Source organism: Streptomyces sp. NPDC059010, assembly GCF_042740355.1.
Taxonomy (GTDB): domain Bacteria; phylum Actinomycetota; class Actinomycetes; order Streptomycetales; family Streptomycetaceae; genus Streptomyces.
The window spans coordinates 71,913-86,488 of sequence record NZ_JBHYJA010000002.1; the positions used below are offsets into that span (position 1 = coordinate 71,913).

Here is a 14,576-nt window from a genome sequence, read left to right on the forward strand (position 1 = left end):
CTCCTGCCCGTCTCCGCCCGAGATCCCTGCAACTCCGGCCCGGAATCAGGGAGACAGGCCGGCATCGGACCGTGCGGCGGACCCGAGGTTCAGCGGGACGTACGTTCCGGTGCCCGGCGACCGCGGTGGCCGCAGCGGCTCCGGCGGGCGTCGGGCGGTTGGTTCAGCGGACCAGTTCAGCGGGCTTGGTGGCCTTGCCCAGCACCCACTCCAGAGGGCCGCGGCGGAAGTGGCGCGACCAGAGGGCGGCGAACACGGTGATGGCGACGATGAAGCCGACCAGCACATGGAGGGCGGGACCGGGCAGCTCCTCGATGCCGAGGAAGTGGATGCCGGCGATGTGGAAGACGTAGGCGGTCAGGGACATGGAGCCGACCGCGATCACCGGACGGGCGGCCCGGTGGAAGCGGGGGAAGGCGTCGACGGCGGCGAGGCAGCCGATCAGGACCGCTATCGCGACGCCGGTGTTGGCGAGGATCGACAGGGTCGTCTCACTGTGCGGCGAGGCGACCAGGAGGCCGACCGGGGTGCTGCCGTCGGGGTTGCCCCAGGTGTCGGACCACCAGGCTGACGCGGCTGAACCGCCCCCGCCCCAGCCGCTCCCACTCCAGTCGCCTTCGCCCCAGCCTCCGGCGCCCAGCTTCGTCAGGGCGCCCGGGACCAGGTGCAGGGCCAGCCAGGAGCCGCCGTGGCCGACGACGGCGAGAGCGACGCCGGTGAGGGCGAGGCGTGTCCGTACGACGGTGGCGGCCAGGTCGAGGCGGGCCACCGCCATGCCCGCGATGACGAAGGGGATCCAGGTCAGGGCCGGGTAGCTGCCGGTGAAGAGGAGCGAGACGATGCCGTCGGCGTCCGCGGGCCAGGCCCAGACGCCCTCGGCGCCGTCGGCGGGGAGGGCGTGCTGGACGACGTACAGGATCTGCGGCAGTACCAGGGCACTGGCCGCGGCGATCACCGCCAGCGGCCCGGCGGTGAGCCGGTACAGCGGCAGGACCAGCAGGAAGTACAGGCCGTAGAAGGCGAGGATCACCTCGACCGGGGTGCCGATCGAGGTCAGCCAGGTGCCCAGCACCAGCAGGACGAGCGCCCGGATGACGACCTTGGCGACCGCCTGCCGGCCCGCCCGTCCCGTCTTCGGGGTACGGCGGCCGGTCATCAGCATGATCGAGAAGCCCGCCAGGAAGGCGAAGAGCGCGGAGGCCCGCCCGTGCGCCAGTTCCATGAGGTGCCCGGTGATGCCGCCCTGGGAGGGGTCGGGGCCGACGTGGGCCGCGTACATGCCGAACACCGCGAGCCCCCGGGCCAGGTCCACGCCGATCAGACGGCCGACCGGGACTCGGCCCGTCTCGGGAGCCGTGTGCTGTTCGTTCCCCACGGCCCCGGACGGGGCGCTGATCGGCGCCGCGAGCGCCGTGTCGTCTGCGTTCTGGGTCATGAGACCAAGTTGGCGAGCGGCCCGCGCCCGCAGTATCCGACGACCGTCCGGTCCGCCCCCGCCACCCGGCGGGTAGGGCCCCCACCGGCCGGGCGCCGTGCGCTATGGCGATCGGCCCGTGGTCGTGCGGTTCCACGGCGGCGGGTTCCTCCCCGGGACGGGCTTCGTCGTCATCCCCACTGGCCGTCACCGGGCGACATCCCCCACGGGCCGTCATCGGGCGACGTAACCGCCGTCAACCGGCAGGGCGACGCCGAGGACGAAGCTCGCTCCGGGGCTGCACAGCCACAGGACCGCCTGGGCGATCTCGTCGGCGGTGCCGAGGCGGTTGATGGGCTGGTTGGCCTCGGCTTCGGCTCGGTCGAGCTCGCCCTTGTCGATCATGTCGCTGACCATGGGGGTGTCGATGGTGCCGGGGCAGACGGCGTTGATGCGGATGCCGCGCGGGGCGTATTCGAGGGCCGTGCTGGTGGTCAGGCCGATCACCCCGTGCTTGGAGGCGTGGTACGAGGCACGGCCGGGGAGGCCGACCAGGCCGCCGAGGGACGAGCAGTTGACGATGGCGCCGCTGCCCTGGGCGCGCATGTGCCGCAACTCGTGCTTCATGCAGGCCCATACGCCCCGGAGGTTGATGGCGTGCACGCGGTCGAACCGCTCGGCGGGTTCCTCTGCGGCGTCGCTGGGCGGGATCTGGATCCCGGCGTTGTTGTAGGCCATGTCGAGGCGGCCGAAGGTCTCGGCGGTGCGGTCGACCGCCGCGGCGACCTGGTCCTCGTCGCTGACGTCGCAGGTGAGGGCGAGGGCCTGGTGGCCGGCGTCGATGAGTGCCCTGACGGCCGCGTCTAGGGCGGCCTCGTCGATGTCGGTGAGGGCGACGGCCGCCCCGGCCTCCGCGAAGGCGCGGGCGGTGGCCAGGCCCATACCGGAGCCGGTGACGAGGGCGACCTGGCCGGTGAAGTCGTAGGCGGGGTTCACGTGTTCTTGCTCCCGTTGAGAGTTGAGAGTCGGGAGTGGGCCCGGTCAGGAGACGGCTTCGATGGTGACCTCGGTGGCGGTGGCGAGGCGTTCGATGTCGCCGTTCACGCGGCCGAGGATGACCAGGCCTGTGTCGCTGGAGCCGCTGCCGCGGTAGAAGAGGGCCAGGTTGCCCCAGGGCGCGTAGTAGGCCAGGTCACCGGGCTTGGCTTCGGCGGTGTCGGGTGCGCCGGAGGTGGACAGTCGGCTCGGAAGATCGGCGATCTTCTCCGTCTGGTGGAAGTCGCTCAGGTTCAGGGTGAGCGGGAGCAGGGCGGCGAAGTCGCGGGCCGTCGCACTGTCGTTCAGCGTGGCGTCGACCCGGTGGCCGTCGAGGGTGAGCCGGATGGTCATGGCGGTGCCCTTGTCGTCGGACGGCGCGGCGGGTGCCGTGGCCGTCGCTGCGGGGGTGCGTCGTGGCGTGGAGGCGGAGGAGGACGGGGAAGGCGGCGGTGCGTCGTCCGTGCAGGCGGTCAGCGCGAGCAGTAAGGCGGTCGGGACGGCGCGGGCAAGGCCGGAACGGGTGGTCAGGGTCACGGGATCCGCCAGGAGCGTCAGTCGGGCAGGGGCTCGGCGTAGTGGCGGAAGCCGTCCCGCTTGAGGTGGATGTCGTACAGGCGCCGCGCCAGGACCTCGGGACTGCTGTGCTCGGCGTCGGGCCGAATCGCGCCGGGGATGATCAGCTGGGCGGCGTGGATGTTCTCCGGGGCCAGGGCGTCGTGGAGCATGCGGGCGTAGGCGCTCTCGGCGGCGAAGGCGATCGACGTACCGGCCCGCTCGGGGTGCGGGCGTACGGCGCTGCCGCCGTTGACGAACAGCAACGTGCCGCGGCCGAGGGCGCGCATGCCGGACAGGACGGCGTTGACCGCGGTGACCGGACCCCTGACGGAGAAGGACAGCGGCGCGTCGAGGTCGTCGACGCCGGTGTCCAGGACCGGCCTCATGAAGTCGGCGTGGGGCACGGGGCTGTACTGGAGGATCTCGACGGGCCCCAGCGCCTTCGCGGCCGTGTACAGGGCGGCGTCCAGTGACTCGGCGTCCAGGACGTCGGCGGTGAAGCCCTCTGCCCGGATGCCGTCGCGGGTGAGTTCGGCGGTCAGTGCCTCCAGTTTCTCGGCGTTGCGGGAGATGAGCGCGACGGCGTGGCCGGCGGAACCGAAGCGGCGAGCGGTGGCGAGACCGAGGCCGGGTCCGGCGCCGACGAGAGCGAAGGTCGTCATGGTGCGTCCTTTGGCGAGGCAGGGGCGGTCCGAGGGCGGATATCCGTGACCTGTCGAGCCTCACACGCGACGGCCACGGCGAGAAGCGGGCAAACGTGTCCGGGGAGGACGACATCCTGGGAGTAATCTCTCCCTCCTTCCTCGGACGTGATCGGTGTCATGCTGAGCGGCATGACCAGCAAGGTTCCCCTCAACGAGCTGGGAGAATTCCTCAAGAAGCGCCGTGCCGAGCTCAGCCCGCGCACCGTAGGCCTGCCCGACACGGGACAGCCTCGGCGGGTGGCCGGGCTGCGCCGCGAGGAGGTCGCACAGCTCGCCAGCATCAGCACCGACTACTACACCCGCCTCGAACAAGGACGCATGCAGGCCTCCGCGCCCGTCCTCGACATCCTGGCCCGGGTGCTCCATCTGGACGACGACGAGCGGGGCTACCTCTTCCAGCTCGCCGGCAAGACCAGCACACGCCCCCGGAGCCGAGGCCGGCAGAAGGTCCAGCCGCAGCTGCAGCGCGTGCTGGACGATCTCACCGCGACCCCGGCCATCGTCCAGGGCCGCCGTGGGGACATCCTGGCCTGGAACGCGCTGGCGGCGGCGCTGGTCACCGACTTCTCCCGCGTCCCGGAGAAGCACCGCAACTACCCGCGGATCCAGTTCACCGACCCGGCCATGCGCACCCTCTACGCCGACTGGGAGACCTCCGCGCAGATCGCCGTCGCCCAGCTGCGCATGGAAGCCGCGAAGTATCCCGAGGACCCTCGGCTCATCGAGCTGGTCGGTGAACTGTCCCTGCGGGACAAGCAGTTCGCCCGGTGGTGGGGCGACCACAAGGTCGCCGCACGGACCGTGGGCACCAAGACCCTCGACCATCCGGTCGTCGGCGAACTCGTCCTGGACTGGGACACGTTGACCGCGAATACCGACCCGGACCAGCACCTGACCGTGTGGACCGCGGCCCCCGGCTCCCCCACCCACGAGCGGCTGCGCATCCTCGCGTCCTGGGCCGCCGACCAGAACCTGCCGGCCTCTCCCCCTCCCGCCTGACCAGACCGTTGCTCACGCATGCCGCGCCGACTCCGGTACCACCCCGGAATCGCGGTGGATCGGGCCGTTGAGCCGCGCCAGAGGCAAGCCACTCGCCCGGTGCGCGCCGGCGATGATCTCGGCGGTGATGGAGATGGCCGTCTCCTCCGGAGTGCGGGCGCCGAGATCAAGGCCGATCGGGGAGTGCAACAAGCCCAACTTCTGTTCGGCGACGCCGACTTCGCGCAAGCGGTCCAGGCGTTCGTCGTGGGTGCGCCGGGAGCCCATGGCGCCGACGTAGCCGACGGGCAGGTCGAGAGCGAGCCGGAGCAGGGGGACGTCGAACTTGGCGTCGTGGGTGAGGACGCAGATCGCGGTACGGGCGTCCACGGTCGTGCGCGACAGATAGCGATGGGGCCAGTCGACCACCACCTCGTCCGCGTCCGGGAACCGGGCCGCCGTGGCGAAGACCGGTCGCGCATCGCACACCGTGACGTGGTGGCCCAGGAACCGGCCCGCCCGGCTGAGCGCGGCGGCGAAGTCGGTGGCGCCGAAGATCAGCATGCGGGGGCGGGTGGCGGCCGTATGGACAAGGACCGAGAGCGGCTCGGGGCAGGTGTCCGCGTCCGCGCCGAGGGAGACGCGCGCGGTGCGTCCGGCCCTGAGCTGAGCCGCGGCCCGGTCCGCCATCGTCCGGCAGGTCGCCTCTGCGGCCAGCGCGTCATCGGCGATCCAGCTGTCGCCGAGCACGCTCAGCGTGGCGCCGAGCAGCCTGTCGGGCCCGTCGACGACCTGGGCCACGGCGGCGGGCCGCCCTTCGACCGTCTCGGCGAGCGCCGCACCGAGATGCGGCCGAGTGGCGGGGTCGACACGCTGCACGAGCACATCGAGTTCGCCGCCGCAGGTCAGCCCCACGGCGAAGGCGTCGTCGTCGGAATAGCCGAACCACGCGCGCCGGGGAGCGCCTCGGTCGTGGAGGATCTGTCGGCACAGCTCGTACACCGCGCCCTCGACACAGCCGCCGGAGATGCTGCCGACGGCGTCGCCATCCTCGTCCACCGCGAGCGACGTACCGATGGGCAGGGGTGCGCTGCCGGTGACGTCGACGACGGTGGCCAGGGCGAAGGGGCGCCTTTCGCGGCACCAGCGGTGCAGTGTGTCCGCGATGTTCAGCATGAGGGATCTCCAGAGCTCTCCAGAGCAGACGATCGCTGTCGCAGTAGGTGGGCGGGCCCGGCAAGCCGTACGGGGGCTCGGCCGCCGGACCCGGCTATGGAGCCGTCGGCTTCAGAGCAACGCCTCGGCGGTGATGGGCAGTTGGCGTACTCGACGGCCGGTGGCGTTGAACACCGCGTTGCCGATCGCGGCGGCCACGCCCACCTGGACGACCTCGCCGAGTCCCTTGACGCCGAGCAGGTTGCCCGCGTTGTCCTCGCCGTCGAGGTAGATCGCCCTGATCTCGGGCACGTCGGCGTTCACGGGCACGAGATAGTCGGCGAGGCCGGCGTTGACGATCCGCCCGTCGCGGTGGTCGGTGACCGTGTGCTCCAGCAGAGCCGTGCCGATGCCCCCGACGATGCCGCCGAACGCCTGGCTCTCGGCGAGCTTCGGGCTGATGATCCGGCCCGCGTCGTACACGCCGAGCATCCGCCGCACCCGCACCAGCCCCAGGTCAGCGTCCACGGCGACCTCGGCGAAGGTGGCGTTGTAGGCGAAGTAGGCGGAGCGGTCGCTTCCCGGTCCGTTGTAGGAGCCGTTGGCCTCAAGGTAGGAACGGTTGTTGCGGGCCAGCAGGCTCTTGTAGGTCTCCCCGTGCGCCGGGTTGTTCTTCACGTGCAGTCGGCCGCTGCGTACGACGATGTCGTCGGCGTTGACCCCGTACAGCGGCGACTCCCGGTCCGCCACGGCCAGCCGGATCGCCTGCCGCCGCACCTGGTTGCAGGCGTCGACGACGGCCGATCCGACGCTGGCCATCGTCGCCGAGCCGCCGTGCGGCGAGGTCGGCGGATAGAGAGAGTCGCCGAGCCGGAAGGTCACCGTGCGCATCGTCAAACCGAGCGAGTCCGCGGCCACCTGGGTCTGCGAGGTGTAGGTACCCGGCCCCATGTCGCTGGTCGCCGCCTCGACCACGGCGGTGCCGTCGGCATCCAGCCGGGCCCGGGCCTGTGCGGGAAACCGTCCCGGGTCGTACACACCGGCGGCCATGCCCAGGCCGATCAGCCAGTCCCCGTCCCGCGTCGAGCGCGGCCTCGGGTTTCGGCGGTCCCAGCCGAACTCACGTGCCCCGACCGTGTAGCACTCGCTCAGCCGCCGGGTGGAGAACGGCTCGCTGGTCGACTCGTCCTCGCTCGGCTCGTTGCGCCGGCGCAGCTCGATGGGGTCGACGCCGAGTTCGTGCGCGAGCTCGTCCATGGCGGACTCGATCACGAAGGACGCCGACGCGAATCCTGGCCCGCGCATCCAGATCGGGGTGTTCACGTCCAGCGGTACCGTCCGGTACGCCTGACGGACGTGGGGCGTGCTGTAGAGCATCTGCCCGGCCGACATGACCGCCTCGGTGAACGTCTCGTACGACGAGGTCTCGGCGTCGATGTCGTGGATCGCGGCGTTCAGCCGACCGCGCCGGTCGCTGCCCAGCCGCAGACGGTACTCGTACGCGGGCCGGAACCCGGTGCCGAAGTACATCTGCTTGCGGCTGAGCACCAGCTTGACCGGCCGACGTGTCACCCGCGCGGCCAGAGCCGCGACGATCGTGTGCGGCCAGCAGCGCAGCCCGCTGCCGAACCCGCCACCGACGAACGGGTTGATGACCCGCACCGCGTCCGCCGGCAGGTCGAAGACCGCGGCGATCTCGTCGTGTGTGCCCATGACCCACTGGGTCTTGTCCCACACGGTGAGCCGATCGCCGTCCCAGCGGGCGATGGTGGCGTGCGGCTCCATCGGGTTGTGGTGGTTGCGGGCAAGTTCGTACGTCAGATCCAGCCGTACGGCCGAGGAGCGCAGGCCGGCCTCCGCGTCCCCGCGCGCGTACCGGGTCGGCTCGCCCGGCTCGGCCTCGGCGAGGTCGGTCGAGGGCTGCTCGGCGTCGTAGCGGACCTTGACCAGGCTCGCCCCGTGCTGCGCGGCCTCCAGGGTGGTGGCCACCACGACGGCGACGGGCTGGCCGTGGAAGAGCACCCGGTCGTCCTGGAACACCCGAAGTCTGCGCCCGGCCGGGTTGTTGGAGCCGGAGTTGTCGCGGTACGGCAGCTTCGGCGCGTTGCCGTGATGAATCACCCGCAGCACACCAGCATGTTTCTCGGCGGCGCGCGTGTCGATGGAGGTGATGCGGCCTCGTCCGATGCTCGCGTCGACGATGACGGCGTGCACGACACCGTTACCGTCGTGCTCGGAGGCGTACTCCGCCTTGCCGGTGACCTTGAGCCGGCCGTCCACCCGGGACAGCGGTGCGCCTACGGCCGCCTGCGGCTGGGGGCTCATTCCATCTCTCCTACGGTGCGCAGCTGGCGTTCGACGGTCCGTTTCAGGAGCTCGACCTTGAACCGGTTGTGCTGGAGGGGGCGGGCGCCGTCGGCGGCGTGGCCGGCGGCCTCGGCCCACAGCCGGTCCGAGGGGCGCTCGCCGATGAGGGCCCGCTCGACCGCGGGCAGCTTCCACGGCACGGTGGCCACACCGCCCGCCGCGACCCTCGCCTCGCGGATCACCCCGCCCCGCATGTGCAAGGCGACGGCGGCGGAGGTGAGGGCGAACTCGTACGACTGCCGGTCACGGACCTTCAGATAGCCCGACTTGAGCGGACGCGGATGTGCCGGGATCTCGACAGCCGTAATCAACTCTCCCTGCCTGATGGCCTGTTCACGGTTCGGAGTGCCGCCCGGGCGCAACAGGAAGTCGGTGAAGGGCACTCGACGCTCCCCGCCCGGACCGAGCAGGTGCACGGTCGCTTCCAGCGCCGCGAACGCCACGGCGACGTCGGAGGGGTGGGTGGCCACACAGGCGTCGGAGCTGCCGAGGATCGCGTGCATCCGGTTGAAGCCGTCCCGGGCCGCACAACCGGAGCCGGGCTCACGCTTGTTGCAGTCGGCGGTCACATCACGGAAGTAGGTGCAGCGGGTGCGCTGCATGATGTTGCCGCCGATGGTGGCCATGTTGCGCAGTTGGGCCGAGGCGCTCAGCTCCAGCGCCTGGGAGACGACGGGGTACAGCGTGCGCACCTTGGGGTGGGCGGCGGCCTCGGCCATCCGCACCAGCGCGCCGATGCGCAGGCCCCCGCGTGCGGTGACGGTGACCTCGCGCAGCGGCAGGCCGGAGATGTCGACCAGACTCTCGGGCCGCTCGACGGTCTCCCGCATCAGGTCGACCAGCGTGGTACCCCCGGCGATGTAACGCCCGCCGCGCCGGCCGGCGTCGAGGGCCTCGCGAGTGTCGGACACCCGGGTGTAGGCGAAGGGATGCACGGGCCGCTCCTTAACTCCGGCCCGCGGTCTGCTCGACCGCGCGCACAATCTTGACGTAGCAGCCGCAACGGCAGATGTTGCCGCTCATCCACTCCCGGATCTCCTCCGCCGAACCGGTGTGTCCCTCCTCCATGCAGCCGACGCCCGAGACGATCTGGCCGGGGGTGCAGTAGCCGCACTGGAAGGCGTCCTGGTCGATGAACGCCTGCTGCAGCGGGTGGAGCCGGTCGCCTTCGGACAGTCCCTCGATCGTCGTGACCTCGGCCCCCTGCAGCCGCACGGCGAGCGTCAGGCAGGAGTTGACCCGGTGCCCGTCGACCAGCACCGTGCACGCCCCGCAGGCTCCGGCGTTGCAGCCCTTCTTGGAACCGGTCAGCCCGAAGTGCTCACGCAGCAGATCCAGCAGTGAGGTCCGGTTGTCCACCGTGACGGTCCGGCGGGTGCCGTTGACCGTCAGGGAGAGACGGCTGGAGGGCGCCGCCCCGACGGCCGTGGCTTCCTCGGAGCCGGCGAGGACGGTGGCTCCAGCGACCAGGACGCCGCCCACCGCGGCGCTGGTGGCGATGACGGCGCGCCTGCTGGGCCCCGAGGTGGACTCATTGGCCCCGGTGGGGGGAGGAAGAGCAGATTCAGGGAGTTCAGAGGACATACATTCGCCTTTGCGTCACGGACGGATCAGTCGCGTACACCAGCGGAAGACAAGGCAACGGGGTCGACGCCACCGCGTGGAACAGGGTGACCGCTCGCCTCGACGAGGCAGCTGATCACTCGGGAAGTCTTGCACCACGGGCACCGCCCATGACAGGGAGATTTTTGTCCCCCCTTGCTTTCCCTTGAGTTTCCTCTCCCTCCTGATTCCCGGAGCAGGTCGAGCAATATGGGCGGAAGACACACCGACATAAGAAATCCGCCGGGAAAACAGGAGCATCTACGACCGCCTCGACCAGGCCGTCCTGGAGCGCACCGGCTTCCAGGCGCCTGGTCAGCGGATGTGCTCGTCGAACCGGGCGACGGCGATCCCGCGGTGCTCGCCGAAGTAGTTGTATGGCCGGGCACTGGGGGTACCCGGGTGACGGTCAGGCGGAGCTGTCGCTGGTCGAGCGGCTGGGGTCGGCCGCCCAGGAGGCCAGCAGGCGCAGGCTGTCGTGGGTCGGGGTGCCGGATTCGGCGGTCCAGACGATGATCTGCAGGTCGGGGTCGGCGGCCCATGTGACGGCGTTCCAGTCGAGGTGCAGGTCCCCCACGACGGGGTGGCGCAGGTGCTTGGTCCCGGTGTCCCGGACGGCGACGTTGTGGGCGGCCCACCACTGGCGGAACTGCTCGTCCCGGACCGAGAGTTCGCCCACCAGGGCGGCGAGCTGCGCGTCCCCGGGGTTGTTCGTGTTGTGCATGCGCATCTGGGCGATGGCCAGCCTGGTGACGCCCTCCCAGTCCGCGTACAGCTCGCGCATCGTGGGGTCGGTGATGAGCAGCCTGATGTAGTAGCGCTGCTTCTCCGGGATCTTTCCGAAGTCGGTGATCAGGGCGGCGCCCATGGCGTTCCAGGCGACGATCTCGGTGCGCGGCCCGATCACGAAGGCGGGGGTGTGCGCCATGTCGTCGAGCATGCGCTGCAACTGCGGCTGTGCCGTGGGACGCGGTCGGCGGCGGGGCGGCCGGAAATCCTCCTTGGACGCGAGCTCATACAGATAGGCGCGCTGGTCGTCGTCCAGGCGCAGGACGCGGGCCAAAGACTCCAGCACGGACTGCGAGGGCTGGATACGGCCCTGTTCGAGGCGGGCGTAGTAGTCGGTGCTGATCGCCGCAAGGACGGCGACCTCCTCACGGCGCAGGCCCGCGACGCGCCGCGAGCCGCCGTCGGGCAGGCCTACGGCGGCAGGGGCGAGCTCGGCGCGGCGCGCCTTCAGGAAATCCCCCAGGTCATGGCGGTGAGGATCGCGGTTCATGCCCTCACCTTGACACTGGAGACCGGCGTTGTCAGGGGGAGAGATCTGTCCCTGGACGGGTGCCCCTGGTGGCGTCGCCACCCGTCGAGACTGCGTCCTTGGAGGTGTGCGAGGTGTGCGGGCGGCCCGTCTCAGGCGGTGAGGGCACTACGCCCGGCCAGGAAATACGCGGTCTGCCGCGCGACGCGGGCACCCAGGCCCTCGGCGGTGGCGATGTCGGACTTGTGGACCGCCTCCGGGCCGGCGTCGACCGGGGTCTGGGCGCCCGCACCGACGAAGTAGCCCAGCCGGTTGATGTCGTCCTCACTGCCCTCGGTGGAAGCCCAGCCCGGCTGCACGCCGAGGCTGATCCAGTGCATGCCGTGCTGGGCGGCCATGGTGAAGAAGTAGCCCAGGGTGGAGGACTTGTCGCCGTTCTTGGCACCGGAGTTGGTGAAGCCGGCGGCGATCTTGTCGGCCCAGGTCTGGGTGTACCAGCGCTTGCTGCTGGCCTCGGCGAAGGCGTGGAAGGCGGCGGAGGCGGTGCCCATGTAGGTGGGGGCACCGAAGATGATCGCGTCGGCGGCGTCCAGTTGAGCCCACTGTTCGTCGGTGATCGTGTCCACGGCGACGGAGATCACCTCGGCACCGGCTTCCGCGGCACCGCGCGCCACGGCCTCGGCGATGACGGCGGTGTGGCCGTAACCGGAATGGAAAGCGACGGCGACCGCGGGGCGGGAGGTGGAGGACATGGAGGTATTACTCCTCGAAAAGGGATGGGTGAATCGCGCTCTGAAAGCCTGGCACGGAATTCAACCGCACAGGTAGGAAGGATTCGTCCCTGGAATCCTGGTCAATTCACCTCGTGGGCGCGACTCGGGAACCTTCGCGAAGCGCTGTCCGGCCACTCGGCTGGGTAGGAGGATTTTATCCTTGGATACGCCTGCCTTGGAGTGGAATTCTCCTCTGTACGCGCCCTGCGGGCGGTGACGGAGTCAGAGACCGGCCATTATTTTGCACGCCCGGGTGACACCGCTGCGGGCTTGCAGAAGCACAGCAGGTCCCCCACCACCCGAAAAACGCATCAGGAGAAAGACAATGCGAGCAACCATGATCCACGCCCCCGGTGACATCCGGGTGGAGGACGTCTCCGAGCCCGAGATCCTCAAGCCGACGGATGCGATCATCCGTACGGTCGCCACCTGCGTGTGCGGCTCGGACCTGTGGCCCTACCGCGGCGCGGAGCCGATCGGCGACCCGCACCCGATGGGCCACGAATACGTCGGCATCGTCGAGGAGACCGGGCCCGAGGTCACCCACGTCAAGCCCGGCCAGTTCGTCGTCGGCTCCTTCGCGACCTCCGACAACACCTGCGCCAACTGCCGGAAGGGCTGGCAGTCGAGCTGTCTCAACCGCGAGTTCATGAGCACCTGCCAGGCCGACTACGTGCGCATCCCCAACGCCCACGGCACCCTGGTCGCCACCGCCGAACACCCGGACGCCGAGCTGGTGCCCGGCCTGCTGGCCGTCTCCGACGTGATGGGCACCGGCTGGTGGGCCGCGCTGGCCGCCGAGGTCAAGCCCGGCTCGACGGCCGTGGTGGTGGGCGATGGTGCGGTCGGGTTGTGCGGGGTCATCGCCGCGAAGGAACTCGGCGCGGAGCGGATCATCGCCATGAGCCGGCACGAGTCCCGGCAGAAGCTGGCCGTCGAGTTCGGCGCCACCGACATCGTGGCCGAGCGCGGCGAGGACGGCATCGCCCGGATCAAGGAGCTGACCGGCGGCATCGGCGCCGACAGCGTGCTGGAGTGCGTGGGCACCGCCGAATCGATGCGGCAGGCCCTGCACGCGACCCGCCCGGGCGGCAGCGTCGGCTTCGTCGGCGTCCCGCACGACGTCGCGGTGGACGGCCTGGAGCTGTTCTTCTCCCAGGTCGGCCTGCGCGGCGGCCCCGCCCCCGTCCGCCGCTACCTTCCCGAGCTGATCGACCTGGTCCTGTCCGGCCGCATCAACCCGGGCAAGGTTTTCGACCTCACCCTCCCGCTGGACCAGGTCGCCGAAGGCTACAAGGCGATGGACGAGCGCCGAGCCATCAAGACCCTCCTCAAGCCCTGACCCTCGACCGCCCGACCGCCCGACCGCCCGACCGCCCGACCGCCTGGCCACCTGGCCACCTGGCCGCCTCGTGGGCGTCGCTGCCCCAGCCGTGCCCCCGCCCACGAACGCACACCCCCGTTGCACGGTGGCGAACGCCGTTGCACGGTGGCGAAGGAGACAAGCCATGCCGACCTGGACGAACGACGAGCTGACGCGGATCGAGCACGCCGAGGAACTTCAGATGGCCCCCTCACGCCGCGACGGAACACCACGCACACCCGTGCCGATCTGGGTCGTCCGTGACGGCGACGACCTGTACGTCCGCTCCTTCCGCGGCAGCGCCGGCGCCTGGTACCGCGCCGCCCGGCAAAGCCACGAGGGCCGTATCCGCTCCGGCGGCGTCGCCAAGGACGTCACCCTCACCGAGGTCACCGACCCCGGCGTCAACGACCGTATCGACGCCGCCTACCGCACCAAGTACGGCCGGTACGGCGCGAGTTACGTCGACCCCATGGTGGCCTCGCGGGACACGACCCTGAAGCTCGTCCCTCGCTGACGCGACATCAGCCCCTGACGACGACCTCGCCCTGGTCGCGCTTGGCCGTGTGCAACTCCCAGTAGACGGGTGCGACGTCCTCGGCGGTGGCCGCCTTGAGTGTGGGGTCGATGGAGGAGCCGCCGAGTGCCACGTCGATGGCGATGTGGGCGGCCTGGATGCCGGTGCCGTCCAGTTCCTTGTGCAGGTTGACCGCCCAGTTACGCAGCGCCGCGGCGGCCGCGTTGACGTTGCCGACCAGGGGCAGAGGGTCGAGGGAACCGGCGCCGGTGGTGTAGAGCAGGGTGCCGGCGCCGGCCTCGCGCATCGCGGGCAGTACGGCCTTGGTGGCGGCGATCGCCCCGTAGAGCTGGAACTCGATCTGGTCCTGGATGTGGGAGGGGTCGCTCTCGGACGGCGTGGCCAGCGCAGTGGATGCGATGTCGAGCGGGGAGTACTCCAGGACGTCGATCCCGCCGAACCGGTCGGCGGCGTCCTTGAGGGCCTGGGTGAGGCCGTCGTGGTCGAGAACGCTCGCGGGGAACGCGGCGGCGGTGATGCCCTCGGCCGCGAGCGTGCCGACGAGGCCGTCGAGCTTCTCGCGGTTGCGGGAGATCAGGGCGACGTCGAAGCCCTCCTTGCCGAAGGTACGGGCGATGGCCAGGCCCATCTGGGGGCCGGCTCCGATGATGGCGATGCTGGTCACAGCGACCCTTTCGAAATCTCGTGGACAACTGGATGGATCAAGTGGATGGATCAAGCGATGGATCAGGCGAATGGATCCGGATAGGCCTATCCAATTCAAGATCCGGATAGGCCTATCCGGTTCGCCGCGACCACAGTATCACCGAAACTGGATAGGGCAATCCGATT

The 14,576-nt window shown here is 70.5% G+C and carries 14 protein-coding genes; 3 read left to right on the forward strand and 11 right to left on the reverse strand.

Features of this window, described 5'->3' with window-relative positions; all coding sequences use genetic code 11:
- Positions 1 to 163 precede the first annotated feature (163 nt).
- From ACFWYS_RS02445 to ACFWYS_RS02460, 4 genes are all read right to left on the reverse strand, one after another.
- Positions 164 to 1,435 carry a DUF418 domain-containing protein gene (locus tag ACFWYS_RS02445; protein ID WP_384762334.1) on the reverse strand — a complete coding sequence of 424 codons (1,272 nt, stop codon included), beginning with the start codon at positions 1,433 to 1,435 and terminating at the stop codon, positions 164 to 166.
- Between the two features lie 213 nt (positions 1,436 to 1,648).
- Positions 1,649 to 2,410, reverse strand: a complete 762-nt coding sequence (locus ACFWYS_RS02450) for an SDR family oxidoreductase (RefSeq protein WP_384762336.1) — start codon at positions 2,408 to 2,410, stop codon at positions 1,649 to 1,651.
- Positions 2,411 to 2,455: 45 nt separating this feature from the next.
- Positions 2,456 to 2,986, reverse strand: a complete 531-nt coding sequence (locus ACFWYS_RS02455; RefSeq protein ID WP_384762338.1) for a cyclophilin-like fold protein — start codon at positions 2,984 to 2,986, stop codon at positions 2,456 to 2,458.
- A 17-nt stretch (positions 2,987 to 3,003) separates the two neighbouring features.
- Positions 3,004 to 3,669: an SDR family NAD(P)-dependent oxidoreductase gene (locus ACFWYS_RS02460; protein WP_384762340.1), complete on the reverse strand. Its 666-nt coding sequence runs from the start codon at positions 3,667 to 3,669 to the stop codon at positions 3,004 to 3,006.
- Between the two features lie 171 nt (positions 3,670 to 3,840).
- Between ACFWYS_RS02460 and ACFWYS_RS02465 the strand changes: the two genes are divergently transcribed.
- Complete coding sequence (locus ACFWYS_RS02465) at positions 3,841 to 4,710, forward strand: helix-turn-helix domain-containing protein (RefSeq protein ID WP_384762342.1); 870 nt, start codon at positions 3,841 to 3,843, stop codon at positions 4,708 to 4,710.
- 12 nt (positions 4,711 to 4,722) lie between these two features.
- Here the strand turns inward: ACFWYS_RS02465 and ACFWYS_RS02470 are convergent, their stop codons facing one another.
- The 6 genes from ACFWYS_RS02470 to ACFWYS_RS02495 form a co-directional block, all read right to left on the reverse strand.
- Positions 4,723 to 5,865 (reverse strand): XdhC family protein, encoded by a 1,143-nt coding sequence (locus ACFWYS_RS02470; RefSeq protein WP_384762344.1) that lies wholly within the window; start codon positions 5,863 to 5,865, stop codon positions 4,723 to 4,725.
- Positions 5,866 to 5,976: 111 nt separating this feature from the next.
- Positions 5,977 to 8,169, reverse strand: coding sequence for a xanthine dehydrogenase family protein molybdopterin-binding subunit (locus ACFWYS_RS02475; RefSeq protein WP_384762346.1), 2,193 nt, complete (start codon positions 8,167 to 8,169; stop codon positions 5,977 to 5,979).
- Positions 8,166 to 9,146, reverse strand: coding sequence for an FAD binding domain-containing protein (locus tag ACFWYS_RS02480; RefSeq protein ID WP_384762348.1), 981 nt, complete (start codon positions 9,144 to 9,146; stop codon positions 8,166 to 8,168). Before ACFWYS_RS02480 ends, ACFWYS_RS02475 begins: the two co-directional genes overlap by 4 nt.
- A gap of 10 nt (positions 9,147 to 9,156) precedes the next feature.
- On the reverse strand, positions 9,157 to 9,795 hold the full coding sequence (locus ACFWYS_RS02485) for a (2Fe-2S)-binding protein (protein ID WP_384762350.1): 639 nt from the start codon (positions 9,793 to 9,795) through the stop codon (positions 9,157 to 9,159).
- A 427-nt stretch (positions 9,796 to 10,222) separates the two neighbouring features.
- Positions 10,223 to 11,092, reverse strand: a complete 870-nt coding sequence (locus ACFWYS_RS02490) for a helix-turn-helix transcriptional regulator (protein ID WP_384762352.1) — start codon at positions 11,090 to 11,092, stop codon at positions 10,223 to 10,225.
- Between the two features lie 131 nt (positions 11,093 to 11,223).
- Entirely contained in the window at positions 11,224 to 11,823 is a 600-nt protein-coding gene (locus ACFWYS_RS02495; protein ID WP_384762354.1) for a flavodoxin family protein, read from the reverse strand.
- Positions 11,824 to 12,169: 346 nt separating this feature from the next.
- Here ACFWYS_RS02495 and ACFWYS_RS02500 point away from each other — a divergent pair, with 346 nt between their 5' ends.
- Together ACFWYS_RS02500 and ACFWYS_RS02505 are read left to right on the forward strand one after the other, a co-directional pair.
- Complete coding sequence (locus tag ACFWYS_RS02500) at positions 12,170 to 13,186, forward strand: zinc-dependent alcohol dehydrogenase family protein (RefSeq protein ID WP_384762356.1); 1,017 nt, start codon at positions 12,170 to 12,172, stop codon at positions 13,184 to 13,186.
- Positions 13,187 to 13,352: 166 nt separating this feature from the next.
- On the forward strand, positions 13,353 to 13,724 hold the full coding sequence (locus ACFWYS_RS02505; RefSeq protein WP_384762358.1) for a DUF2255 family protein: 372 nt from the start codon (positions 13,353 to 13,355) through the stop codon (positions 13,722 to 13,724).
- 7 nt (positions 13,725 to 13,731) lie between these two features.
- Here the strand turns inward: ACFWYS_RS02505 and ACFWYS_RS02510 are convergent, their stop codons facing one another.
- The gene (locus ACFWYS_RS02510) at positions 13,732 to 14,409 is read right to left on the reverse strand and encodes an SDR family NAD(P)-dependent oxidoreductase (RefSeq protein ID WP_384762360.1); all 678 of its coding nucleotides are present in this window, start codon (positions 14,407 to 14,409) and stop codon (positions 13,732 to 13,734) included.
- Positions 14,410 to 14,576 lie beyond the last annotated feature (167 nt).

Excerpts from the sequence above, each read along its gene's own strand:
- ACFWYS_RS02445 (WP_384762334.1), bottom strand. The coding sequence starts at position 1,435 with ATGACCCAGAACGCAGACGACACGGCGCTCGCGGCGCCGATCAGCGCC.
- ACFWYS_RS02475 (WP_384762346.1), bottom strand. The coding sequence starts at position 8,169 with ATGAGCCCCCAGCCGCAGGCGGCCGTAGGCGCACCGCTGTCCCGGGTG.
- ACFWYS_RS02465 (WP_384762342.1), top strand. The coding sequence starts at position 3,841 with ATGACCAGCAAGGTTCCCCTCAACGAGCTGGGAGAATTCCTCAAGAAG.
- ACFWYS_RS02500 (WP_384762356.1), top strand. The coding sequence starts at position 12,170 with ATGCGAGCAACCATGATCCACGCCCCCGGTGACATCCGGGTGGAGGAC.
- ACFWYS_RS02485 (WP_384762350.1), bottom strand. The coding sequence starts at position 9,795 with ATGTCCTCTGAACTCCCTGAATCTGCTCTTCCTCCCCCCACCGGGGCC.
- ACFWYS_RS02460 (WP_384762340.1), bottom strand. The coding sequence starts at position 3,669 with ATGACGACCTTCGCTCTCGTCGGCGCCGGACCCGGCCTCGGTCTCGCC.
- ACFWYS_RS02495 (WP_384762354.1), bottom strand. The coding sequence starts at position 11,823 with ATGTCCTCCACCTCCCGCCCCGCGGTCGCCGTCGCTTTCCATTCCGGT.
- ACFWYS_RS02505 (WP_384762358.1), top strand. The coding sequence starts at position 13,353 with ATGCCGACCTGGACGAACGACGAGCTGACGCGGATCGAGCACGCCGAG.
- ACFWYS_RS02470 (WP_384762344.1), bottom strand. The coding sequence starts at position 5,865 with ATGCTGAACATCGCGGACACACTGCACCGCTGGTGCCGCGAAAGGCGC.
- ACFWYS_RS02490 (WP_384762352.1), bottom strand. The coding sequence starts at position 11,092 with ATGAACCGCGATCCTCACCGCCATGACCTGGGGGATTTCCTGAAGGCG.